Source organism: Massilia frigida, from assembly GCF_011682175.1.
GTDB classification, from domain to species: domain Bacteria; phylum Pseudomonadota; class Gammaproteobacteria; order Burkholderiales; family Burkholderiaceae_D; genus Telluria_A; species Telluria_A frigida.
Genome location: NZ_WHJG01000020.1, coordinates 87,935 through 111,906, shown reverse-complemented (window position 1 = coordinate 111,906; position 23,972 = coordinate 87,935). Strand labels below are relative to the sequence as shown.

The 23,972-nt window shown below is 62.2% G+C and carries 19 protein-coding genes and 1 pseudogene; 12 read left to right on the top strand and 8 right to left on the bottom strand.

The window, feature by feature from the left end; translation table 11 throughout:
* Positions 1 to 11: 11 nt before the first annotated feature.
* The 6 genes from F2P44_RS19435 (at position 12) to F2P44_RS19410 (ending at position 5,452) form a co-directional block, all read left to right on the top strand.
* Complete coding sequence (locus F2P44_RS19435) at positions 12 to 698, top strand: carbonic anhydrase (protein WP_167088701.1); 687 nt, start codon at positions 12 to 14, stop codon at positions 696 to 698.
* A 108-nt stretch (positions 699 to 806) separates the two neighbouring features.
* Positions 807 to 1,958, top strand: a complete 1,152-nt coding sequence (locus F2P44_RS19430; RefSeq protein WP_167088700.1) for an energy transducer TonB — start codon at positions 807 to 809, stop codon at positions 1,956 to 1,958.
* 220 nt (positions 1,959 to 2,178) lie between these two features.
* Complete coding sequence (locus F2P44_RS19425; RefSeq protein WP_167088699.1) at positions 2,179 to 2,724, top strand: hypothetical protein; 546 nt, start codon at positions 2,179 to 2,181, stop codon at positions 2,722 to 2,724.
* Positions 2,725 to 2,952: 228 nt separating this feature from the next.
* On the top strand, positions 2,953 to 3,594 hold the full coding sequence (locus tag F2P44_RS19420; protein ID WP_167088698.1) for a hypothetical protein: 642 nt from the start codon (positions 2,953 to 2,955) through the stop codon (positions 3,592 to 3,594).
* Positions 3,595 to 3,761: 167 nt separating this feature from the next.
* Positions 3,762 to 4,721: an ADP-ribosylglycohydrolase family protein gene (locus F2P44_RS19415; protein WP_167088697.1), complete on the top strand. Its 960-nt coding sequence runs from the start codon at positions 3,762 to 3,764 to the stop codon at positions 4,719 to 4,721.
* A 203-nt stretch (positions 4,722 to 4,924) separates the two neighbouring features.
* Positions 4,925 to 5,452: a hypothetical protein gene (locus tag F2P44_RS19410; RefSeq protein ID WP_167088696.1), complete on the top strand. Its 528-nt coding sequence runs from the start codon at positions 4,925 to 4,927 to the stop codon at positions 5,450 to 5,452.
* Here the strand turns inward: F2P44_RS19410 and F2P44_RS19405 are convergent.
* Positions 5,449 to 6,501, bottom strand: a pseudogene (locus tag F2P44_RS19405) (methyl-accepting chemotaxis protein); the annotation flags it as partial. The gene F2P44_RS19410 and the pseudogene F2P44_RS19405 overlap by 4 nt on opposite strands.
* 326 nt (positions 6,502 to 6,827) lie before the next feature.
* Between F2P44_RS19405 and F2P44_RS19400 the strand changes: the two are divergent.
* On the top strand, positions 6,828 to 7,442 hold the full coding sequence (locus tag F2P44_RS19400) for an ATP-dependent Clp protease adaptor ClpS (RefSeq protein ID WP_167088694.1): 615 nt from the start codon (positions 6,828 to 6,830) through the stop codon (positions 7,440 to 7,442).
* Positions 7,443 to 7,536: 94 nt separating this feature from the next.
* Here F2P44_RS19400 and F2P44_RS19395 read toward each other — a convergent pair whose 3' ends face one another.
* Complete coding sequence (locus F2P44_RS19395) at positions 7,537 to 7,947, bottom strand: ribonucleotide reductase subunit alpha (RefSeq protein WP_167088693.1); 411 nt, start codon at positions 7,945 to 7,947, stop codon at positions 7,537 to 7,539.
* Between the two features lie 210 nt (positions 7,948 to 8,157).
* Between F2P44_RS19395 and F2P44_RS19390 the strand changes: the two genes are divergently transcribed.
* Genes F2P44_RS19390 through F2P44_RS19370 form a run of 5 tightly spaced genes read left to right on the top strand, consistent with a single transcriptional unit; the run spans position 8,158 to position 15,541 of the window.
* On the top strand, positions 8,158 to 11,868 hold the full coding sequence (locus F2P44_RS19390; protein WP_167088692.1) for a nitrate reductase subunit alpha: 3,711 nt from the start codon (positions 8,158 to 8,160) through the stop codon (positions 11,866 to 11,868).
* The gene (gene narH, locus F2P44_RS19385) at positions 11,865 to 13,421 is read left to right on the top strand and encodes a nitrate reductase subunit beta (RefSeq protein WP_167088691.1); all 1,557 of its coding nucleotides are present in this window, start codon (positions 11,865 to 11,867) and stop codon (positions 13,419 to 13,421) included. Before F2P44_RS19390 ends, narH begins: the two co-directional genes overlap by 4 nt.
* Entirely contained in the window at positions 13,421 to 14,086 is a 666-nt protein-coding gene (narJ, locus tag F2P44_RS19380; RefSeq protein ID WP_167088690.1) for a nitrate reductase molybdenum cofactor assembly chaperone, read from the top strand. The genes narH and narJ overlap by 1 nt, the downstream gene beginning before the upstream one ends.
* Positions 14,087 to 14,096: 10 nt before the next feature.
* Entirely contained in the window at positions 14,097 to 14,780 is a 684-nt protein-coding gene (narI, locus tag F2P44_RS19375) for a respiratory nitrate reductase subunit gamma (RefSeq protein ID WP_167088689.1), read from the top strand.
* 14 nt (positions 14,781 to 14,794) lie between these two features.
* Entirely contained in the window at positions 14,795 to 15,541 is a 747-nt protein-coding gene (locus F2P44_RS19370) for a peptidylprolyl isomerase (RefSeq protein ID WP_167088688.1), read from the top strand.
* Between the two features lie 19 nt (positions 15,542 to 15,560).
* Here the strand turns inward: F2P44_RS19370 and F2P44_RS19365 are convergent, their stop codons facing one another.
* The 6 genes from F2P44_RS19365 to F2P44_RS19340 all read right to left on the bottom strand — a co-directional run bounded on the left by F2P44_RS19365 (position 15,561) and on the right by F2P44_RS19340 (position 23,964).
* Positions 15,561 to 16,439 carry a hypothetical protein gene (locus tag F2P44_RS19365; RefSeq protein ID WP_167088687.1) on the bottom strand — a complete coding sequence of 293 codons (879 nt, stop codon included), beginning with the start codon at positions 16,437 to 16,439 and terminating at the stop codon, positions 15,561 to 15,563.
* Between the two features lie 20 nt (positions 16,440 to 16,459).
* Positions 16,460 to 17,119, bottom strand: coding sequence for a suppressor of fused domain protein (locus F2P44_RS19360; protein ID WP_167088686.1), 660 nt, complete (start codon positions 17,117 to 17,119; stop codon positions 16,460 to 16,462).
* Positions 17,120 to 17,204: 85 nt separating this feature from the next.
* A complete protein-coding gene (locus tag F2P44_RS19355) occupies positions 17,205 to 17,732 on the bottom strand; it encodes a hypothetical protein (RefSeq protein ID WP_167088685.1) in 528 nt (175 codons plus the stop codon).
* Between the two features lie 28 nt (positions 17,733 to 17,760).
* On the bottom strand, positions 17,761 to 18,732 hold the full coding sequence (locus F2P44_RS19350; protein WP_167088684.1) for an NPP1 family protein: 972 nt from the start codon (positions 18,730 to 18,732) through the stop codon (positions 17,761 to 17,763).
* A 142-nt stretch (positions 18,733 to 18,874) separates the two neighbouring features.
* Positions 18,875 to 19,276, bottom strand: coding sequence for a hypothetical protein (locus F2P44_RS19345; RefSeq protein WP_167088683.1), 402 nt, complete (start codon positions 19,274 to 19,276; stop codon positions 18,875 to 18,877).
* 11 nt (positions 19,277 to 19,287) lie between these two features.
* A complete protein-coding gene (locus tag F2P44_RS19340; protein WP_167088682.1) occupies positions 19,288 to 23,964 on the bottom strand; it encodes a DUF6861 domain-containing protein in 4,677 nt (1,558 codons plus the stop codon).
* Between the last annotated feature and the right edge of the window lie 8 nt (positions 23,965 to 23,972).

Below are 23,972 nucleotides of genomic sequence, written 5' to 3'. Positions count from 1 at the left end.
CGGAGCAGGCCATGCAAGACATCGAGAAGTTCGTACGCGGTTTCAGCCGCTTCCAGCAGCAGTATTTCAGCGAAGACCATGGCGTCTACGACACTTTGCGCGGCGGACAGCGTCCCAGCACCTTGCTGATCGGCTGCTGCGATTCGCGGGTCGATCCGATGCTGCTGACGGGCAGCGGTCCGGGCGACATGTTCGTGGTGCGCAATATCGCCAATCTGGTGCCGCCCTGCACGCCGGACGCGCCGCCCGGCGTCAGTTCGGCCATCGAGTTCGCCATCTGCAACCTGGAAGTGCTGCGGGTGATCGTGCTCGGGCATGCGCGCTGCGGCGGCATCCGCGCCTTGCTGGCGCCGCAGCCGCTGTCAGCGGAGCAGCGCGAAACCGGGTTTGTCGAGCGCTGGATGCGCATCGCCGAACCGGTGCGGGTGCGCGTCATGCGCGACCTGGCGCACAAGAGTTCGGAAGAACGGCACAAGGCGTGTGAACAGGCCAGCATCTTGCAGTCGCTCGACAACCTGCTGACCTACCCGTGGGTCAAGCGCAGGGTGGAGGAGGGCAAGCTGGTGCTGCACGGCTGGTATTTCGATATCGACAGCGGCGCGCTGATGGCCTATTCGGCACGCCAGCAACAGTTTTTGCCGATGGTGTGCCCGATCGATGCGGTCAAGGGCCGGGTGCTGCCGGCCGGCACGCCGTAAGGTACGCCGCAAGGTCACCGTGCTGGCCGCGTTTCCGTATTAAAGTTGCACAAAAGAATTTTCGATGGCACAGTCGAGGGCTTGCCCATTCCCGCCTCAAGGCCGCACATGAACCTACGACTCCGCCCGGCCCGCCTGCTTGCCTCCTTCTTCCTCTCCATGACAGCACTGGCGGCCTCTGCCGCAGCGACGCCGGACACCGGGCAGTTCCTGCAGATCCTGGAAAAACAGGTGGGCAGCGATGGGAACGACCAGTCGTCCGTTACCGGGCTGATTGCCGACGCGCACGGACAGCAGTTTGCATCGGCCATCCTGGCCCGGCTCGCCGAACAAAAGGCGTACCGGGATGACATGCAGGCATGGCTGAGCGCCAATGCGGAGCCCACGCAGGAAGACCTGGTGCGCAGTTGGCTGAAACATTATCACCGTACCATGTTCTACTCGCACGAGGTCATGGACGATCAGGATATGTCCGTGCTGTTTCGGATGGGGACGATGAATCCGGTGTACGGCACGCCCCGCCAGGGCTGTCAAACCCGCAGCGAGGCGGAGACACATGCGCTGCTCGACGACAGGCGGCACGCGCTGATCGAGGAGCACAAGGACCGCCTTGCCCGCGTCATCGCCGCCGCGTATGTGCGTGGACTGGCTAATTCCAACGCGCCGTCCGAGGACGACAAGTCCGCAAGCAAGATACGCTCGAGCCGGGTGATGGCCGCGTTCCAACGACTGTCGGCCAGCCTGCCGGCGGCCGATGCCGCTATTCTCGCGAACCATTATGCCTACAAGGGCCGGCTGGCCACTTCCATGCAGGAAGCCTGCGACAACGCCTGGGTCATCAGCCATGCGATTGTCGACGCCAAGGTGAGCGATGCCGTGTTGTTGAGGAACAGTGTGACGCAGTCGGCCTACGCGGGCCAGTTCGAGTCGCGTGAGCCAGTAACATTACAGCGCGTATCGGGTTTTACTTCCGGCAAGGCCATGGTCACTGTCCCCACGCTGCTGACCATGCGTCAGGTCGTCGGTACGGTCAGCTTGACCGTCACGGTGGATCAGGCCGGCAAGGTGAGCGAGGTGGCCGTGACGCGCAGCAACCTGGTCCCCGAGCGCGTCACCAGTGCCAACGGGGAGAGCTTTGAAGCCGCGGGGCTGTTCCAGGCGGCGCTTGCAAAATATTACCGCGCGGGACAGTTTGCGCCACGCCTGGTCGATGGCGCAGCGGCGCCATTTTCGTTTTCGCAAGAATTCAATTTTAAGTAACAATCCGGCCTCAGAATCGTTTCACTCTGCTTTATGTATCGGTGTCCAGCATCGATGCTGGCGGCGTCGCCAGAGCGCTGACCGGCGATTAATGTGGCGCAAACACCGGCATTGAACTCCACAGAATAATGGATGAGGGTGGTTGGCGGTAATCCCCTGTTTTATTGGGTTTGCATCCGATCATTCCGCCTTCGCATGAAGCTTTTCCTAAAGAAAGCACATGCTTACCGCTATTTATTCTGAGGAGGTTATTATGTGGATCGGATCAATCGGCTTGGTCGCCGCGACCAAAAATGTTCCCAATGCCGGGACCGATAACCTGGTGCAAGCCACCGTTTTACGCAATGGGAAAGAAATCCGGGTGTTGAACCTGGATTATGCGGATGTGGATGACCATGAACGCGGCGACAGCCGTAGCTACAATTACAGCGGGCCGGCCAAACTGCCTCGCAGAAACGACCTGACGCCGGAATTGCCACCCGGCATAGGAATGATTCCGATGCCGTATCCGGGCTACGGATTCGAGTTTTCACATGGCTTGAACGGCCATTTGCAGATTCAATTGCGCATTAATGGCGATGATATGTGGATCAAGGATAACATCGATCTGTACGTCAAATTCATTCGCCTGCGCGCCACCAGTTTCGATACCCTGGCATGGCTGGAAGATACCGCCTGGACCTACATTGCCAGCTGGACCCAGGATGTGGCGCTGTCCACCGATGACGATGAAGGCGTGACCACCTGGACGCTGAATCTGGCGTAAAGCGGCCGTCTTGATCATGAGGGCGCGCAGCGGGATGGTTTACTCATCCATAATGGCCGGGATGTTCCTTGTCCCGGCCATCTGCATGTCCCGGGATTTGAAATCGCTGATTGAAAATTCAACTTTTGACCAATCCTGCCGTTAATCATTAACGAGCACGGCGCACTGCCGTCTTTCGCCTATGAAGATCTAACGTTACGGCGTGCAATGCGCCAAGGAGGAGAGGTCATGAGTATTACCATTTCCAACACAACACCGTCAGGCGGCGCCACACCCATTGGGCCACGAGAAACCAGCCGCCGGCCGGCCGATAGCGCCCAGGCTGAAGGCAGCGTCAAGACCGACAAGGTGACCCTGAGCGGGCCGGAACAAGCGCCGCTGACCTATGGCGTGCCGCGCGCGGCCGCCGCCGCAGCCCAGGCGCCGCCGGACCTGGACGCCTTGCTGGCCGAGTCCGACCGCCAGGCGCAGGAAGTCATCAACCTGATCCTGCCCGCCGTCGAGCAGCAGGGCCTGAACCTGTCGAAGGTCGTCAGCGGCGAGCAAAAGCTCAGTGCCGACCCGGAAACCATCGAAGCGGCCAAGGCCGCCACCGCCGAAGACGGCGAGTTCGGCGTTGCCAAGGTGTCCGAACGGATCCTGAATATGGCCAAGGGCGCGATCGGCGACGATCCATCCAAGCTGGCCGCGATCCGCGCTGCCGTGGAGGAAGGCTTCGACGAAGCCGCCGAGGCGCTCGGTGGAACCCTGCCCGAACTGAGCCAGAAAACCCGGGACGCCATCATGGCCACCTTCGACCGCTGGGAGAAGGATGGCATGTCGGCAGCCGCTCCCGTCAAGGCGGCCAATGATGCCTCCGGCGCTGCCTGAGTGCACGTTACGCTGAGCAGGCCGCGCCGGACAACGTCCGGCTGCGGTCGTCATCTTGCTTGATTTTAATTTTCTCTTGCCGTCTGCCAGCATTTTCAAGACAATCCGCGCTTCATTCGACGAGAGAAAACTGTACCGATGTCCTTTTTGCCCGCAGGCACGCGCCCATGACGCAGCGCCAGCCGACCTACCAGGAACGGCTCGCCGGCGGCATCGTCGGCCTGCTGGTCGGCGATGCACTGGGCGTTCCCTACGAGTTTCACACGCCTGCCGATATTCCACCGGCCGCCCTGATCGACTTCACGCCGCCGCCACGATTCCCGCGTTCACATCAGGGAGTGGCGCCAGGAACGTGGTCCGACGACGGCGCCCACGCATTATGCCTGCTGGCCTCGCTGCTCGACCGTGGCAGCCTCGACCTGCATGACGTCGGCGCGCGCCTGCTCGCTTGGTATGACGACGGTTATATGGCGGTCGATGGGGTGGTGTTCGATGTCGGCGTGAGCACCGGTACCGCCTTGCGCGCACTGCGTTCCGGCACGCCGTCCGCACAGGCGGGCCCGTGCGGCCAGTACGACAACGGCAATGGATCGCTGATGCGCGTCTTGCCGCTGGCGCTGTGGCACCGCGGGTCCGACGCCAGCCTCGTCCATGACGCCCACCAGCAATCCCTGCCCACCCATGGCCATCTGCGCTCTCAAGTGTGCTGCGCGCTGTACTGCCTGTGGGCGCGGCGCGAGCTGGCGGTATCGAGCGATCCTTGGGGCGATGCGGTGGCGGCGCTGCGTGCCATTTACGCGTCCATGCCGGAGGCGCTGGAAGAACTGGAATGGGCGGTGCGCCCGGACGATCCTCCTGCTGGCGGCGGCTCCGGCTACGTGGTCGACTCGCTACGCTCGGCGCGTCTGGTGCAGGCCGCAGGCACATATGAAGAGGTGGTGCGCGCGGCGGTCAGCCTGGGCAACGACACCGACACCACCGCCTGCATCGCCGGCGGAATTGCGGGTGTACGCCTCGGCATCCACGGCATACCCGCGCGCTGGCGTGAACAGCTCAGAGGTAGCAACTTGTACGGGCATCTGGTCGATGCGCTTCTGGCGTGGCGTACAAGGGACCACGGCGGATGAAAAGCACGAACAGCAATCGGTGCGTTCAGCTCGACTATGTGCTGCAAGAAACCTTCAACGCGACCCCGCCAGGCGTGGGCGATCATCTCGCATGCGCCAACTTATCCCAGCAACGGATCGATACGGTTAAGCGCCGCAACATGCTTGGGTCGGCGTTGCATTCAGGAATATAATGTTGTATCGAATATCTAGCTGCCCTGCCAATGTCCGACATCCAGACCGAAGACCTGACGATCGCCACGCTCGTTCATTCCGATGAGTATGCGAAGCACTTCAAGCAAATCGCCATCATCCGGACCCACGCAATCTATGTGGTGAAACGCAAATATGGGTATGAAATGGCCCGCATTCCCCTTGAGCAGGACGCCACGATCACCTACGCGGTGACGTGGGCGCTTATCCCGATGCTGTTCGGTGCCTTGCTGGTGGCCGGCATTATTGCGATCTTCGTATTCGGTTCGGTTGAAGCCGGCACTCGCATCCCGGTCGGCGCTCTGGCACTCGGGTCGATCTTTGGGAGCGTGCTCATCCGCGGAACAAAACGCCATTTGATTACCGTCCGCACCGGTGGACGCACCTACCGCTGGAGGTCGAAGGCCGGGGCCTTCAAGGACCAGATCGCCAGCACCGCGCGCGTCATCGCCTTTATGCGTGCGCGCAATGGCATACCGGCCGCGCCGCCGGGCGCTCCTGAGCCGGCGGCTGCGAGCGCCGCTGGCTTGTCGACCTAGTCGGAGCCGATCAGCACGGGCGGCGACTTCTTGCGGGCCGCGACGGCGCCATCCTGCCGCGCCGCGCGCATCCGGCCGGGCGCACGATATTGCTCGCCCAGCGCGTCGACCTTGAAGATATTGACCGTCTCGACCAGATTGCCGGCTTGCTCTTCCAGCGATTCGGCGGCCGCCGCAGCCTGTTCCACCAGCGAAGAATTGCTTTGCACAAGCGAGTCCATCTGGACGATGGCCTGGTTGACCTGCTCGATGCCCGATGACTGTTCCTGGCTGGCCGTGGCGATCTCGCCCACGATGGTGGACACGCGCTGGATACTGGCCACCACTTCGTTCATGGTCGCGCCCGCGTGATCGACCAGCTTGCTGCCCAGGTCCACCTTGTCGACCGAATCATTGATCAAGGCCTTGATTTCTTTGGCCGCACCGGCGGAACGTTGCGCCAGATTGCGCACTTCCGACGCCACGACCGCAAAGCCGCGCCCCTGTTCGCCGGCGCGTGCCGCTTCCACTGCCGCGTTGAGCGCGAGGATATTGGTCTGGAACGCAATACTGTCGATCACGCTGATGATGTCGACAATTTTCCGGGCCGATTCGTTGATTGAGCCCATCGTATCGACCACCTGCGAAACGACCGCGCCGCCCTTGATGGCAACCTCGGACGCGGACGAGGCGAGCAGGTTGGCTTGCCGGGCGTTGTCGGCATTTTGCTTGACGGTGCCGGTCAGCTCTTCCATGGAGGAGGCGGTTTCTTCCAGCGAACTGGCCTGCGATTCCGTGCGCGCCGACAGATCGGCGTTGCCGGCCGCGATGTCGTGGGTGGCGGCCGATATCTCGTCGGAACTGGCGCGAATTTTTTGCACGGTCTGTCTCAGGTTGGTGCTGATGGTGTTCATGCTGTGCAGCAGCTGGCCGACCTCGTCGCTGCGTTGTTCCGCCGTCTCGCCGTTCAGGTCACCCGAGGCGATCTTGCTGGCGGTATCGATCGCGTGGGTGAAGCCAACCTTGATGTGCCGGTAGATCATCAGCACGGTGACCAGCGACAGGCACAGCGACACGCCAAGCACCGCAACGGCGACCCAGAACGCGGTATCGGCGCGGGCGGCGGCGATCCGCACTTCCTCGCCGGTGCGTTGGTCGAGCATGGCCAGGAACTCGTTGACCGGCGCCATGATCGTCGCCTTGTTCTTGTGGCAATTGGCGTCGTGCATGATTTTGCGCGCCATGTCCAAGCAACAAGTTGCAATAGAAATGGTATCGGGGCGGGTTGGCGGGGAGAGGACGAAAACCGCTGCCGCTCGCGCGCTTCGCAGTGCCGGCCGGATGCCCGAGCCTGGCACACCAGCCATTGTTTAATCTATTCGAGCTGCACGGGAATATGCGCACCGTTGTGGCTGATCAGCTTGCTGAAGGGGCAAAAGCCTGGCACTGGCCAAGCGGCTGGGGTGCGCGTCTCGCGCAATGCATGCCGATCTGGACCGCGAAGTCGGATGATTTGCTGGAACGAAGAATATTACCTAGCGAGCATTTGAAGCAGGCGCTGTTGGAGGCGGCGGGCCGTGCTATCAACATGGGGAAGCCGCTCGATCTCGGCGTCTTTCTGTTTGCATTCGTCCACGATCGCATCGGCATTGCAGCCAGTGCCCTGGAAGAGCATGGCCTTGACCGCCACCGTCTGGCCTGCCGCATCGCGCACGGCGCGGCCATGGACGGCGCGGAGCGGGACGACGCGCTCGCGCCAGGCATTGATGAAGCGCGGCTGGTGATTCTTAATGACGACTATACGCGGATGGCATTCGTGGTCGAGGTGCTCGAATCGGTCCTGGGAATGCCTCCGGACCAGGCGCAGGCATGCATGATGCAGATTCATCACGAGGGACGGGCGGACTGTGGCGTGTTCCCGCTGGCAATCGCACGCGCCAAAGTAGAGGAGGTCCTGGCGCTTGCGCGGGAGCGCTGCGAACCCTTGCGCACAAGCCTGGCCAACGCTTGATAGGTCGCCAGCGTGCCCCGGCACGCCGCATGGCGCCTGGCGCGATCGCGTGATGCGCACTGCCGGAGCGACCGGATCGCCATCGCAGCGAACCCTATGCCGGCGCAAACTGGCGCAATTCGCCATCCCGCCCGAACGCCAGGAACTGCCCGATCTGGCCGGTGTGAATATAGGTCACCATCATATTGAGCGGTGCTTCTGCCTCGGTCGAGGCCGGCGGCTTGCCATGGCGCCCCGACATGGTGGTGACGAACACGATATCCCATTCCTTGCCGGTGTAGTTCGACTCGGCCACGAGGTCGGCAAAGCTGCCCAACTCGTCGAGGGTCTTGTCCACGCACATGACCGGGGCCAGGGCGCCACCGCGTTGCTCGGCGAAACCGGCGCGCTCGGCCGCGCCCGCCTCCTCGGGCAACTCCGCCTTGGCAAAGGCGAATAGCACGCGCTGCGGTTGCGGCTGGGCGCGCGCGGCTTGGATCAGGTCGTCATAACTGGTGATGTTCATTGCTCGTTCCTTCAGGTTCATGTGTCGATAGCGCATGTATACCGTATCCATTCAGCACCCTCCATAGCCACAAAGGACTAGGCAGCCTAGTCCTTGTCGCCGCGCCGCACCACCTTCTTGCCAATATGCATCGTGACTACCGCTGCGTAGACTGCTTTCATCGGGTTGCGCCCTTGTCGAAGGCGCCGCTCTCATTCAAGCGGAGGCAGCATGAGTCATTTTCTGGATCGTCTGAAGTTCTTCAATCGCCCCAAGGAGACGTTTTCCGACGGCCATGGCGCCGTCGTCCACGAGGACCGTACGTGGGAAAACGCCTATCGCCAGCGTTGGCAGCATGACAAGATCGTGCGCTCGACCCATGGCGTCAATTGCACCGGCTCGTGCAGCTGGAAGGTGTATGTGAAGAATGGCCTGATCACCTGGGAAACCCAGCAGACCGATTACCCGCGCACCCGGCCCGACCTGCCCAACCACGAGCCGCGTGGCTGCCCGCGCGGCGCCAGCTATTCCTGGTACGTGTATTCGGCCCAGCGCGTCAAATACCCGATGGTGCGCGGCCGCCTGATGCAGATGTGGCGCGAAGCCCGCCTGACCATGGACCCGATCGCCGCCTGGGCTTACATCAGCCAGGACCCGGAACGGGCGACATCGTACAAATCGATTCGCGGCCTGGGCGGTTTCGTGCGCGCCAACTGGGATGATGCCAACGAGATCATCGCCGCCGCCAACGCCTTCACCATCAAGAAATACGGCCCGGACCGGATCGTCGGCTTTTCGCCGATTCCCGCCATGTCGATGGTCAGCTACGCCGCCGGCACGCGCTACCTGTCGCTGATCGGCGGCGTGGCCCTCAGTTTCTACGACTGGTACTGCGACTTGCCGCCGGCCAGCCCGCAGGTATGGGGCGAACAGACAGACGTGCCGGAATCGGCCGACTGGTACAACTCCACCTTCCTGATGGTGTGGGGCTCGAACGTGCCGATGACGCGCACGCCGGACGCCCACTTCTACACGGAAGTGCGCTACAAGGGCACGAAAACGGTGGCCGTATCGTCGGACTTCGGCGAAATGGCCAAATTCGGTGATATCTGGCTGGCCCCAAAGCAAGGCACCGACGCGGCGCTGGCGCTGGCCATGGGCCACGTGGTCCTCAAGGAATTCCACGCCGAAGGCGGTTCGGACTACTTCCGCGGCTACGCCAAGCAGTACACCGATTTCCCGATGCTGGTCATGCTCAAGGAAACCAACGGCGCCCTGGTGCCCGATTACTTCCTGCGTGCTTCGCACCTGGACAATAACCTCGACGAAACCAACAATCCCGACTGGAAAACCCTGGTCATCGACGAAGCCACCGGCGCCATTTGCGCGCCGGCCGGTTCGATCGGTTTCCGCTGGGGCGAGTCGGGCCGCTGGAACCTGGAACAGAAAGAGGGCACCAGCGGGCGCGCCATCGATCCGCTGCTCTCGCTGATCAAGTGCAGCGATGCAGTCGAGGAAGTCGGCTTTGCCTACTTCGGCGGCAAGGATGCCAGCGACATGCTGATGCGCCGGGTGCCGGTCAAGAAAGTGGTGCTGGCCGACGGCAGCACCGCGCTGGTGACCACCGTGTACGACCTGACCCTGGCCAACTACGGCATCGACCGTGGCCTGGGCGGCGCCAACGTTGCCACCAGCTACGACGATGACGTTCCCTATACCCCCGCATGGCAGGTCAAGCATACCGGCGTGAAAGCGGCCGACGTGATCACCGTGGCGCGCCAGTTCGCCGAAAACGCCGACAAGACCCAGGGCAAGAGCATGGTCATCGTCGGTGCCGCGCTGAATCACTGGTACCACATGGACATGACCTATCGCGGCATCATCAACCTGTTGATGATGTGCGGCTGCATCGGCAAGTCGGGCGGCGGCTGGGCTCACTATGTCGGCCAGGAAAAGCTGCGTCCGCAAACCGGCTGGACCCCGCTCGCCTTCGCCCAGGACTGGAACCGTCCGATGCGCCAGATGAACGGCACCTCGTTCTTCTACGCCCACACCAGCCAGTGGCGCCACGAAAAGCTGCACACGAGCGAAATCTCCTCGCCATCGGCTGGCGACGACGTCGCGCCGATGTCGCTGATCGACTACAACGCCAAGGCTGAACGCATGGGCTGGCTGCCGTCCGCACCGCAGCTGGAAACCAATCCGCTGGAAGTGACGCGCGCCGCCAAGGCCGCCGGCATGGACCCGGCCGCCTACGCGGTGGGCCAGATCAAGGCCGGCAAACTGAACTTTTCGTGCGACGACCCGGACAATCCGGCCAACTTCCCACGCAATATGTTTGTGTGGCGCTCGAATATCCTGGGCAGCTCGGGCAAGGGCCACGAGTATTTCCTCAAGTATTTGCTGGGCACCCAGAACGCGCTGATGAGCGACGAAACGCACTGCGTCAAGCCGCGCGACGTGAAGATCCGTCCCGCCGCCGAAGGCAAGCTGGACCTGGTCGTGGTGCTGGACTTCCGCATGTCGACCACCTGCCTGTACGGCGACATCGTGCTGCCGACCGCCACCTGGTATGAAAAGGATGACCTCAACACCTCGGACATGCATCCCTTCATTCACCCGCTGTCGGAAGCCGTGCAACCGCTGTGGCAATCGAAGTCGGACTGGGAAATCTACAAGGGCATCGCCGAGAAATTCTCGGAAATTGGCGGCGCATACCTGGGCACCCAGCAAGATCTGGTGCTGACCCCGCTGATGCACGACACCCCGGGCGAACTGGGCCAGCCCTTCGATCCGAAAGATTGGCGCGCCGGCGAGTGCGAGCCGATTCCGGGCAAGACCATGCCGAACCTGACCGTGGTCACCCGCGATTACAAGGACGTGTTCAAGAAATTCACCTCGATCGGGCCCCTGCTCGAATCGCTGGGCAACGGCGGCAAGGGCATCGGCTGGAAAACCGGGCATGAAGTCGAAGTATTGCGCGGCATCAACCGCACGGTGACGGAAGAGGGCGTATCGAAGGGCCAGCCGCGCCTCGACACCGCCATCGACGCCGCCGAAATGATCCTGTCGCTGGCGCCGGAAACGAATGGCCACGTGGCTGTCAAGGCCTGGGCCGCGCTGACGACCATGACCGGGCGCGACCACACCCACCTGGCGCTGCCGCGCGAACACGACACGATCCGCTTCCGCGACGTGCAGGCGCAGCCGCGCAAGATCATTTCGTCGCCGACCTGGTCCGGGCTGGAATCGGAAGAAGTGAGCTACACGGCCGGCTATACCAATGTGCACGAACTGATCCCTTGGCGCACCCTGACCGGGCGCCAGCAGTTCTACCAGGATCACCGCTGGATGCGCGATTTTGGCGAGGGGCTGTGCGTGTACAAGCCGGCCATCGATACCAAGACCACGGCGGCGATGCTGGGCGCTTCACCGAACGGCAACAAGGAGATCGCGCTGAACTTCCTGACGCCGCACCAGAAATGGGGCATTCACTCCACGTATTCGGACAACCTGCGCATGCTGACCTTGTCGCGCGGCGGGCCGCACGTGTGGATTTCGGAAGAGGACGCCAAAGATGCCGGCATCGTCGACAACGATTGGATCGAGGTGTTCAACGTCAACGGCACCCTGACGGCGCGGGCGGTGGTCAGCCAGCGCATTCCGGTCGGCATGACCTTGATGTACCACGCCCAGGAAAAGATCATCAACACGCCGGGCGCGGAAATGTCGGGCAAGCGGGGCGGGATCCACAACTCGGTCACGCGCACCGTGACCAAGCCGACCCACATGATCGGCGGCTACGCACAGCTGGCGTGGGGCTTCAATTACTACGGCACCGTCGGCTCGAACCGCGATGAATTCGTGCTGTTGCGCAAGATGAACAAGGTGGAGTGGCTGGAAGGCCCCCTGGTAGAAGAAAAGAATGGAGCACACGTATGAAGATCAGAGCGCAAATCGGCATGGTGTTGAACCTGGACAAGTGCATCGGCTGCCACACTTGTTCGGTCACCTGCAAGAACGTCTGGACCAGCCGCGACGGCGTCGAATACGCGTGGTTCAACAACGTTGAAACGAAACCCGGCATCGGTTACCCGAAGGAATGGGAAAACCAGGATAAATGGAATGGCGGCTGGAAACGCAATGCCGCCGGGAAGATCGAGCCGCGCCAGGGTGGCCGCCTGAAAATCCTCGCCAACATCTTCGCCAACCCGAACCTGCCGGCCATCGACGAGTATTACGAGCCGTTCACCTACGACTACGAGCGCCTGCAAAACGCGCCGCTGTCGGAAACGCCGCCGACGGCGCGCCCGATCTCTGTGTTGACCGGCAAGAAGATGGACAAGATCGAATGGGGTCCGAACTGGGAAGATGACCTGGGCGGGGAATTTGCCGCCCGCAGCAAGGACAAGCTGTTCGACAATATGCAGAAGGAAATGTACGGCACCTTCGAGAACACTTTCATGATGTACTTGCCGCGCCTGTGCGAGCACTGCCTGAACCCGACCTGCGTGGCATCCTGCCCGTCCGGCTCGGTGTACAAGCGCGAAGATGACGGCATCGTGCTGATCGACCAGGATAAATGCCGTGGCTGGCGCATGTGCATTTCCGGCTGCCCGTACAAGAAGATTTACTACAACTGGTCGTCCGGCAAGGCCGAAAAGTGCACCTTCTGCTATCCGCGCATCGAAGCGGGCCAGCCGACCGTGTGTTCGGAAACCTGCGTCGGCCGCATCCGCTACCTGGGCGTGTTGCTGTACGACGCCGACAAGATCGAAGCGGCGGCCGCGGTGCCCGACGAGCGCGACCTGTATCAGGCGCAGCTGGGCCTGTTCCTCGATCCGCACGATCCGGCCATCATCGAAGAAGCGCGGCGCCAGGGCATTCCCGACTCGTGGCTGGAGTCGGCCAAGAAGTCGCCGGTTTACAAGATGGCGGTGGACTGGAAAGTCGCTTTCCCGCTGCATCCGGAATACCGCACCCTGCCGATGGTGTGGTACATCCCGCCGCTGTCGCCGATCCAGGCTGCGGCCGAGTCCGGCAAGATGGGCATGAATGGCATCTTGCCAGACACCAACAGCCTGCGCATTCCGGTGCAATACCTGGCCAACCTCTTGACCGCCGGCGACCAGCCGCCCGTGATCCGCGCGCTCGACCGCATGCTGGCCATGCGCGCCTATATGCGCAGCAAGACCGTCGACAAGGTCGAGAACCTGGCCGTGCAGGAACAGGTGGGATTGAGCGAGGCCATGGTCGAGGACATGTACCACATCATGGCGATTGCCAATTACGAAGACCGCTTCGTGATTCCGAGCAGCCACAAGGAAATGGCGGAAGACAGCTTCAACGAAAAAGGTTCGTGCGGTTTCAGCTTTGGCAACGGCTGCTCGGACGGCGTGACCGAGACCAGCCTGTTCGGCAAGAAAAAGCAGGGTTCGGCCATCTTCATGGCGATGCCCAAGTCACGCAAGAAAAAAGACGCCCAGGAGGCATGATGAAAACCAGTCAACACTACCAGGTGTTATCAAGCCTGTTGCTGTACCCGGAACCGGAGCTGATCGCGGAATTGCCGTCGCTGGCGAATGCCATCGCCCACTCGCCGGCATTGCACGCGCCGCTGCTGCCGCTGTTCGCTTACCTGAGCGACGGCGCCCTGATCGACCTGCAGCAAAACTACGTGATGACGTTCGACCGCAATCCCTCGCATTCGCTGCATCTGTTCGAGCATATTCACGGCGAATCGCGCGACCGCGGCCAGGCCATGGTCGACCTGATGGAAGAGTACAAGAAGCACGGCTTGCACATGACGGGCGACGACTTGCCCGACTTCGTGCCGCTGTTCCTCGAATTCCTGTCGCAGCAGACCACGGAGGAGGCGGCCCGCCTGCTGTCGGACGCGGTGCACGTGCTGGCCCATATCGGGCGCAAGCTGGCCGCCAACGGCAGCCCCTACGCCGGCGTGTTCGCCGTGCTGGAGCATCTGAGTCCGGTGGCGGCCGAGGAATTGAGCGAGCCGCCGGTGCGCGACATGGACGAGGCGCTGGAAACCTTCGGGCCGGGCATGGACGGGGTCGAACCGCTGCTCAAGCCGACCGGGGCGCCCGGCACGCATCCGATCAATTTCTACCCCCGCACGGCGCGCGCCGCTGCCAGCGTGTAAAGGAAGCATCATGGACTACCTTCATCAATTTCTGTTCGGGATTTATCCCTACATCGCGCTGGCGATCTTCCTGCTCGGCAGCCTGATCCGTTTCGACCGCGAGCAGTACACCTGGAAATCGGAATCGACCCAGGTCCTGCACCAGGGCAGCCTGCGCTATGGCAGCGTCCTGTTTCACATCGGCATCATCGGCCTGTTCTTCGGCCACATGGCCGGGCTGCTCACGCCCGTGTGGGTGTGGGATACGCTGGGCGTGAGCCACGGCCTCAAGCAACTGGTGGCGATGGTGGCCGGCGGCGTGATGGGCCTGCTGTGCCTGGTCGGGATCGTGCTGCTGCTGGTGCGCCGCTTCAGCAACGAGCGCCTGCGCCATGCCACCACCTTCAAGGACAAGATCGTGCTGCTGTGGATCCTCGCAACCTTGCTGCTGGGACTGTCGTCGATCTACGTGTCGGCCGGCCACATGGACGGACACACGATGGTGTTGCTGATGAACTGGGCACAGCACATCGTGACCTTCCGTGCCGATGCCGCCGCCTTCATCGCCGACGCACCGCTGCTGTTCAAGCTGCATCTGTTCATGGGTATGTCGCTGTTCGTCATCTTCCCGTTCACCCGCCTGGTGCACGTGTGGAGCGGACTCGGCGCGCTGACCTATCTTGGCCGCGCTTACCAATTGGTACGTAGCCGTTAATCGGGAGAATCATCATGGGTATTTCAGTCAATGGCGTGGACATCGACGACGTGGCGGTCGAGCAAGAGTTGCCGCATCATCAGGGGGCGGATAATCCGCTCAAGGAAGCGGTGCATGAGCTGGTGCTGAGGACCTTGCTGCTGCAGCAGGCCGAGACGCTGGGGATCACCGGGGGCGACGATGACGCCCGTATCGAGGCGCTGCTGGCGCTGCAAGTAAAGGTGCCCAAGGCCGACGAGGCCGCGTGCACTACGTGGTATCGCAACAATGCCCAGCGCTACACCAGCGGCGATATGGTCGAAGCACGCCATATCCTGTTCCAGGTGACGCCGGGGGCGCCGCTCGAATTGCTGCGCGCCACCGGAGAAGCCGTGCTGGAAGAGTTGCAGGTGCATCCGGAGCGCTTCGACGAGCTCGCTGCGCAGTATTCGAATTGCAGTTCCGGCAAGGTGGGCGGTAGCCTGGGGCAATTGTCGCGCGGACAGTGCGTGCCCGAGTTCGAGCAACTGGTGTTCCGGCTGCGCGAAGGCGAGCTGGGGGGGCGCTTGCTGGAAACGCGCTTCGGCTTGCATATCGTGCAGGTGCTGCGCCGGGTGGAAGGGCGGCTGTTGCCGTTCGAGGCCGTCAAAAGCGAGATTGCGGCCTACCTCGACCGCCAGTCGAGCCAGCGCGCAACGCACCAGTATCTGCATATTCTGGTGGGCCAGGCGCAGATCGAGGGCTTGAGCATGGAAGGGGCCGATAGTCCGCTGGTGCAGTAAGCTGCGATTCCGGGGCTCGCTAGCGGGCCCCGGATGCATGCCGGATGCCGGCCTTGTCGATCTTGCACAGCCATTTGGCGTCCGGACACCACCGTGGCGGCTCCGTCACCGGTTCCGCATGGCCGTCGGCGACAAGATCGTCGACACGGCCTTGCTCGTCGGTATCTTCATCGAAAATGGCGACGGGCATGCCCCGATAAAATGAGATGAGCGCGCCGGACGAGTCGGTCTCCTCGTCGCGGCGGGATAGGACAACGAGGTTGTAGTCCAGCATCTCTCCCGAATCGACGCGGATGCGTGGACTCCGGCCGGACGCGGACAGCTCATCCGATGTGGCCTGCCGCCGTTTCGCCTGCACCGCATCGGGCGCTCGCGCGGGGGCAACGGGGCCAGGGAGTGGGCCTAGAACGTCGTTGCGTGCGTAGGTTATCCCGCTTTGGTCATATGGCTCGCCAGCGCATCCTTGCACATGGAAGCAATCCTGGCACTCCAGCACAAGCTGCCCGCTTCCGACCGCCTTGAACAGCATGAAATCGGAGGGGCCGCACACAGGACAACGTTGCTCGACTTGTATAACGAGTAACTGCTCCATCGCATCGTGAAGAATGCCTTCGATCGAAGCGAGGTGGGTCCTGACTTCATATTGCTCGATGGCGGTTTTGAAGTGACGGAACGCCTCATCTCTCATTGCCGATTGTTGGACGGGATAATCCACTGCCTTCATGCTGAAGTATTGCGCGAAGCGGCGACCGGAAAACGGTTTGCTGCTGAACTGGGCGCGGTATTTTCTGAAGCCGGCGACCAGCGTGGCAAAAATGCGTTCCGGCTCCGCACTGTCGTCCAGCTTGAGCAATTGATCGCGCAGGTCGTGCCATTGGTTCTTCATCAATCTGCGCATCAATCTATCCTGTATGGCGCTTAAACATAGGGGCGGCGCGCCGGGTTGAAGACGTGCGGGTGATCGTTGTCGTCGAGCAGGTCGAGAAATTCGCCGAGGCCTTCCTCGTTGTTTTTGGCAAGGGCATACTCGCTGTCGGCGATCAGATGCACGCACAGCGTTCCGATGTGATGGCCATCGTGTTCAATATGCTCGAACAGTTCGCGGTCGGTGCGGATGATGGGCGGCAGGAACAGGAAGGTCTTGAATGGGCAGCCCTCCAGCGGCGCGGCCGGCAGCGGTACCGTGTGGCCCTGGCCGAACCAGGTGCGGTCCGTCTCGGGCAGCTTCGCCAGCCAGCGCAGGGTGGAAAAATAGGCCGGGTCGAGATCGGGCACGTACCAGACCAGCTCGCTTGCCAGGGATTCGTCCACCTCTTCATTGTGCGGGCCCGTCATGAGCCGGTCGCTCATGCCCGACGTGACCAGCACGTAACCTTCCTGATCCTCGGCATCGACGTCGCACTCTGCGACAAAATTGCGGCCGAATGCATAAATGCTGACGCGGAATGCGCGGTCCTCGTCCAGGTCGATGTGATCTGGCTCGCCGAGTTCGTCGGCCATGGCGCGCAGTCGCGTGGCGGCCAGGGTGTCGTCATTGGCTTCGGCAAGGCCGAACAGGATGTCAGATTTTTCGGCCATGGCTCGCTTTGTTAAAGTGTCGATGGCTCGACTATACAACGCGAAAAGCAAACCGTCGATGGCCGCTGCGTGGCGTGCGCGTTACTTAAAAATCAAGGTAGGTAAAACCGATCTCCCATGGCCGCACGACAGGGAAGCGCCAGATGATTTCGTGGGTGCTCGTCGCTGCGACACAATGATCGACCACCCGCACTTCATAAAATGGATTGGACACACTGAAGCACGCTGCCCAGACCAGCCCGCGCGGGTTCACGACCGCGACAAAACCTTCGTTCCCCATCACGCCTTCGCCGCAGATCGCGTAAGCCTCGGTGCCGATGATGGGCGCCCGATGAATATAGGGAGTGACCTCGTTAAAATAGTTCTCCGGATTCCCCGCAAAACTGTCGATCGATGTGAGGCCGGCTGGACGAATGTCGTAGCGCGGACGCCTGTCGACGTAATCCTCGGTTTCCTCCAGCGCGAGCATGGTCCCGTCACCGGCGATGATGCCGATAAAATCGGGTAGTGAATCGGTCTTCCAGTGCCCGGCAATGGTAGGGTGAAAATATTGGGCGTTTAAATCGATGTTGAGCATGGCGGGGAGGGTATAGGGAGTGGTTGGCGGCGTCACGGCTGGTCGACGCCGCCCCTGGGTGTTTCTATTCCCGGATCTGAAGGTAGGTCTGCGGGTAGTTGGCTTTGAATTCGTTGGCCCTGGTGCTCCACACATCGTCCAGCGAAAAGGAGGCATGTTGCCAGAAGGCGTCGCTGCGCGGCACGTTATTGTTGGCGGCGTTCGCAAAGTCGCTGTCGTTGCGCGTCTTGAACGAGGCGCTGCCGAAATTGGACGCTTCCAGCGCCAGGCGGTAATCCCGGTTGGCCTGGTAGCGCACGGTTTCATCGCTGTTCCAATCGGGCACCGCGCTGTAATGGCTGATGATGTCCGGCGCGTAAAATTCGCCCCAGTTGCCGAGGAATTCGACGCGTTTCTTGTCTTCGGCATTGGCGAAGCGGAAGGCGTGGGTGAGGGCGCCGTCCTTGTGATAGACAACCAGCGGGTGGCCGTTCTGGGTCTGCAACTGGCCGATGGCGCGCGTGGTGTATTTTCCGTGGGCGCTGGTGGAGACATGCGAAATGAAGTCGGCCTGGTCGTTCACCTTGCCGGTCCACACGATCACCGTTTCCACGTCATGCCGGTGGCCGCCGAGGAAGCTCAGGCCGATGGCCTGGTCTTTTTCAAAATACAGTTCGTAAAAGTGGGCGCAGCGTTCGATCTTGTCGGCACCTTCGATGCTGGCCCTGCATAGTTGCCGGTGCACGGTGTTGGCGTAGACGGTCCAGTCGGCATCACGGCATCCTCCGTGGACCGAGCCGGTCGCGCTCTTGCCCGGGTTCTGGCGCAGATGCTCGTTGCGGTGGAATGGCGTGGCCGCGTAGCAGCCATCCGAATCGAAGTCGAACGCCGGATGGAAATTCCTTACCTGCTTTTCATTGTATTTGGTAATCGCCGCGTTCCACTTCGGGAAGTCGTCGGCATGCGCCGCCAGCGCGTTGAATGCGATGCAGGATGCCAGCGCGGCTTTTAACCACGTTGATTTTTTCGGATTGACGGAGATCGTTTTTCTTTTCATGGGATGCGCCTTTAAAAGATTGCCAATGTCGCGGGAAGGTCGGGTGGACCGCTGGTAAACACTACAGAGTATTTATTACCGTTTGTTGACTTGAACATCCTTTCGCGGGCGCTGCGCCGTGATCATCCTGGCGCTGGACGCGCTAATCGACGGGCGTAGCGGCCGATATTCCTTTCAGGGTCAAGGCACTGGCCAACTCATCGGAATAGTCCAGGTAACCCCGCGCATTCGCTTCTTTTTCGCAAAGAAAGTTCTTTACGAACACCGGTGCGGTTTCCTGGAAATCCCCGATCGACAAATCGGTCGCGGCCGAAAACTCCAGGGTGTAGGCGTCGCATTCCTCTCCATCGGGGATGCCGAACAGGATGAAGGTCGATCCGGAACCGGCGTGCCTGGCGACGAATGCGGGCACCTCCTCGTAACGTCCCGATTCGTCCATCTCGAAGCTGGTGCCGTCAATGGCACTTTCCAGCCTGCGCGCCACCGTGTCGAGTGGCTCCAGGCTCGGAATTTCTACTGAGGCTAGTAAGTTTTTCTTTTGCATTGCGTTGTTCCTTAATTCCCGGTCGGGAAATAATGCTGGGTTTCCTGTTTCCTGGCGATTTGTTCCTTGGTAAATATCCTGAACACAGGAAGCTCGCTCTTCATTCCTTCAAGAACCGGATTGTCTTTCATCGTTGTTTCAAGATCCTTGAATGTGTCGTTCAGTGACTCATCCAATTTGCTGATGTCCTTGAAGAAGGTCTTCTTCGGAAACTGAGCGGCCAGGTCATCGCTGATGACAAACAAATCGATGTCGTAGCCTTGCGGCCCGTCATAAGGCTTGCCGCCTTTGGTGGCAACGATGCCATCGAATGCGACCCGTTCCCCGTCCGGTCCCAGCTTGGTGGGATTCTTCAAGCCATCGACCAGGCTGCCCCGGAAACCGATTTTTGCAGTCGGATCGAGCGCCAGTATGCGTTCAATCGACGGTTGTACCGCCGCTTCGATTTGTCCGATGATCAGGGTGCGATTGGCGTTGCCATGCAATACCAGCACTTCCTCGAACGACTTGCCGGTATGGTCGGCGCCGCATTTCGTGCACGGCGTCAGCCCGAGCGGATCGACCCACTGGGTGGGATTCGGCGCATAGGCATGCAGATTGTTGCCACCCAGCAGACCGATCGGGTCGCAGGACACGAAACGGCCAACGTCGGGATCGTAATAGCGGAAGCGATTGTAGTGCAGCCCGGTTTCGATGTCGTGGTACTGGCCCTGGAAACGAATCGCCTGGAACTGGTCCAGGCCGTCCGCCGAGGAGTCTATGTGCGCGGCCGGCGTGGTTTCTTCGAGCAGCTTGCCCCAGGCCTTGAACCTGGCGCCCCAGGTGAGCTCGCCATCGGGCGCGGTCGCTTCGCGCGGCGTGCCCAGGTGGTCGGTGTGCAGGTAGGTGAGCACCGGTCCGGTTTGCGCATCGTTCCCGCCCGCGGACGGCGGCGCCAGGTCCGACTGCGCCACTGGCACGAACGAATGCGGCTCGTAGATGTAGGTGCGGCTGTGGCCCTCGCGCGCTTCGCCGAGCAGGCGGTTGCCATCCCACGAAAAGCGCGTGGTGCCCTGTTTGTCGCGTTTGGCGATGCGGCGTCCGAACGGGTCGTAGGCATATTTCACCGTGTGCAGCGTCGGCTGCTCGTCCTGCGCATTGCGCGTGATGACCGCCTTGACCAGCTGGTGCGCGCCGTTCCACTCGAAGCGCATGCGCGTGTGGCTGCCGACCAGCTTCTCGCTCAGATTGCCGTGCGCATCGTAATCGTAGCGCTTGTCCTCGAACACGCGCACCCGGTTGCCTTCGACCCGGCCCACGCCGGCAACGCTTGCGTCGAGCAGATTATGCGCGGGATCGAACGCAAAGCGTTCGTCCGACTGCGGCTGCACCGCCGACAGGATGCGTCCGATCACGTCGTAGCTATAGGTCGTGCGGCCGTTGCGCTTGTCGTCGATGGCCAGCAGGTTGCCGCTGTCGTCGTATTCGTACTGGCGCGCGATCACCGGCGCGGCGCCTTCGCCCACGCCGATCTGTCCGGTCACCTGCGACAGCAGCCGCCCCGCGTGGTCGTAGCGGAACTGGCTGGTCAGGGCGCCGTGGGTGCGGCTGACCGGACGGTGCAGCTGGTCGCGTTCGATGTCGGTGATGACCTCGCCATCGATATTGATCTGGTGCAGATGGCCCGAGCCGTAGAACAGGTTGTTGAGCACCCGGCCATCCGGCAGCACGGTCTGGATGCGGTTGCCCATCTCGTCGTAGGCATGGCGCAGCAGCGTGGTTCCAGCGTCGCTGTCGGTCTGCTCGGCCACCAGCCGGCCCAGCGCGTCGTATTGAAGCGACACTTGCGCATCGGCGTTGGCGGCCTGGGTCATCCGGCCCAGCTCGTCGTAGGCATAACGCAGGCGCAACTGTTCGGCGCGCGCCTCGCCGGTCACGCGCGAGACAATCTTGTCGACCAGCTGGCCCGCGCTGTCGCGCAGGTAGCTGGTGTCGATGCGGCTGTATTCGGTGCGTTCGCCGCTGCCGTGTTCTTCCTTCGCCACCAGCTGCCCGCTGTCGTCGTAGCGGTAGCGCGTCAGGCGCGCGTCGAATCCGGTTTCCTCGATCAGGCGGTCGAGCGCGTCGTAGACGAAGCGGTGGGCGTCGCCGTTTTCATTGATCAGCTCAGCCATGCGCCGCAGGCCGTCGTAACGGTATTCCATCACGCCACCGCGCGCGTCGATGCGCTTGCGCGGCTTGCCGTCTTCGGCGAGCTCGTAGCTGGTGCGCTTGCCGGCGGCATCGACGCGCGCCAGCAGGCGGCCCAGCGCATCGTATTCGTAATGCTCGGCCGTGCCATCCGCCTGTACCGCGCTCGTCAGGCGTCCGGCCGCATCGTAGGCATACGCGGTCGCGCTGCCATGCGCATCGGTCACGCGCAGCAGGCGCCCGTCCTCGTCGTAGCTGTAGTAGCTGCTGTTGCCCGAGCAATCGGTATAGCTGATCAGTTGCGCGGCGCGGTTGAACGCCAGCTTCTTGACGCCGCCGGCGGCGTCGACCACCTTCACCGGCAAGCCCTGCTGGTCGTAGTGGTAGACGGTGCGCTGGCCGAGCGCATCGGTCACGCTGTGCAGGTTGCCGCGCTCGTCATACCGCAGCGCGGTGGTGGCGCCGAGCGCATCGGTGATCAGGGCCGGCTTGTCGAACACGGTGTCGTACACGATGCCGGTGCCCTTGCCGCCGCTTTCCACCCGCACCACCCGGCTGCGGCCGTCATAGCGGTAACTGGTGCTGCGTCCGCCCGGATGGATGATGCCGACCAGGTTGCCGTTGCTGTCGAGGCGACGCGTAGTCTCGCCGCCGAGCGCGTCGATCATGCCGGTAAAGCGCCGCTTCTTGTCGAAACGGTAGTGCTGGGTGCGCCCCAGGTTGTCGGTGACCACGGTTTCGCCGGCCAGGTAGCGGAAATCCCACGACATGCCATTGTTGGTCCAGTTGCGCGTGACCTTGCCGGTCCATTCAATCTCATCGTATTCGTAGCGCGACACCAGCCCGCCGGGCTGCGCGTGCTCGACCATGATGTGATTGCTGTAGGCGAACTGGCGCATGAGCTGGCCCATGCGGTTGCGCACCTCGGACAGGTTGCCCAGCGCATCGTAGGCGTAGCTCACCAGCACCTCGTTGGTGGCTTCTTCGTAATCGACCGGGTCGCGCTGCACGCTGACGCTGCCCAGGCGCAGCTGGCCGCGATGCTCGATGAAATCCAGCACGAATACGCGCCCGGCGCTATCCTCGATGGTGTCGGGCAGCTGGCGCGCGTTGTAGGCGATGCTGATCTTGTTGTCGTTGGCGTCGACCATGCCGACCAGCACGGCGGTGTCATACGCGCGTCCGAGCATGGCGAACTGGCTGCGCAAGCCCTTGTCGTCGATCAGCTCGAAGCTGCGTTCGCCGGTGCGCTCAAGGGTGATTTTTTCCGACAGCGAATACAGCGCATCGCCCACGCGCGGCAGCGAGAAGGTGATGTCGCGCTGAAACGCGTCCTGCACGACCACCTGGCCGTCGCTGATGTGGAGCGATTCCGACAGCGGCGTACTCCAGCCCTGGCCGAGCCAGCCGGCCTTGCGCTGCGCCGAGCTGTAGACGCGTTGCCAGGCCAGGGGCAGGGCGGCGGGCAGGGAAAAATCGCGCTCGCTGGTGCCGGCCAGGATCTTGCTGCCGGAAATAGGATTGACCGGATTGGCCACCAGCAGGCAGGCTGGGCAGGATTCGGCGGCTTCGCCTTCCTTGCGCGGTTTTTCCTTGACCGGCGCCGGGTTCTTCACCGGCTCAGGCGCGTGCGCGCTGGCTGCCGGCGCAGGTTTGGCTTTGGCGGCCGCAGCCGCAGCCGCAGCGGCGTCGACATCGGCGGCGGCGCTGCGCGGTTGCAGGGCCGGATGGTTGGCCAGTACATCGCGGTTGGCGGCGACCCAGTTGGAAAACTTGGGACCCAGCTTGCTTTTGCTTAAGTGCTGCAGCAGCATGCTCTGCTTGGCTTGTCCGCGCGACAGATACAGCGCGATGGCCGACAGGATCGCAATGAACAGCAGCATCTTGCCTTGCGCAAACGCTTCGACCGATTGCTGCATCATGGTGGCGGACTGGGCGCGCGCATTCTCGGGCAGCCGGCCCGCCTGCCACGCGAGGGCAAAGCCTTCAATCATCTTGACGGCCATGTCGGGGATGGTCTTGCCGATATGAATGACCAGTTCGCCCAGGCCCATCCAGACCAGGACTTCGGTGCCGAGCTGGGCGCCCAGGGTGGAGCCGGCCGCCGCGCCGGGCACGGCGCCGATACCACCGCCCAGCGCGCCCAGCCCGCCACCGATGGCGCCGCCGAGCACGGCGCCGCCGCCCACGTACAGGGCCACTTCCTTGGCTGCCGACCACAGGATGACCCAGACCAGCGACAAGTCCAGGCCGGCCAGCTGGGCTTTGAGCAATTCCGTGAAACGGTGTTCGGAGCGGTCGAGCGCGGTGGAAACAAACATGCCGCAACGCACACTTTCAATTTGCAGCGTGGCTTCCCCGATGCGTTCGATCGACTCGACCATGTGATTCGAGAGGCGGCGCAGGCGCCGGTGCATATCGCGCCGGGCCTGGTCGCCAGCCATCTCGTAGCTCTGCTGCATCTTTCTCAAGGTATTATTGAAGCTGGTCCAACCGTTTGAATCGGAATGATTTGTCATGCGTGCTC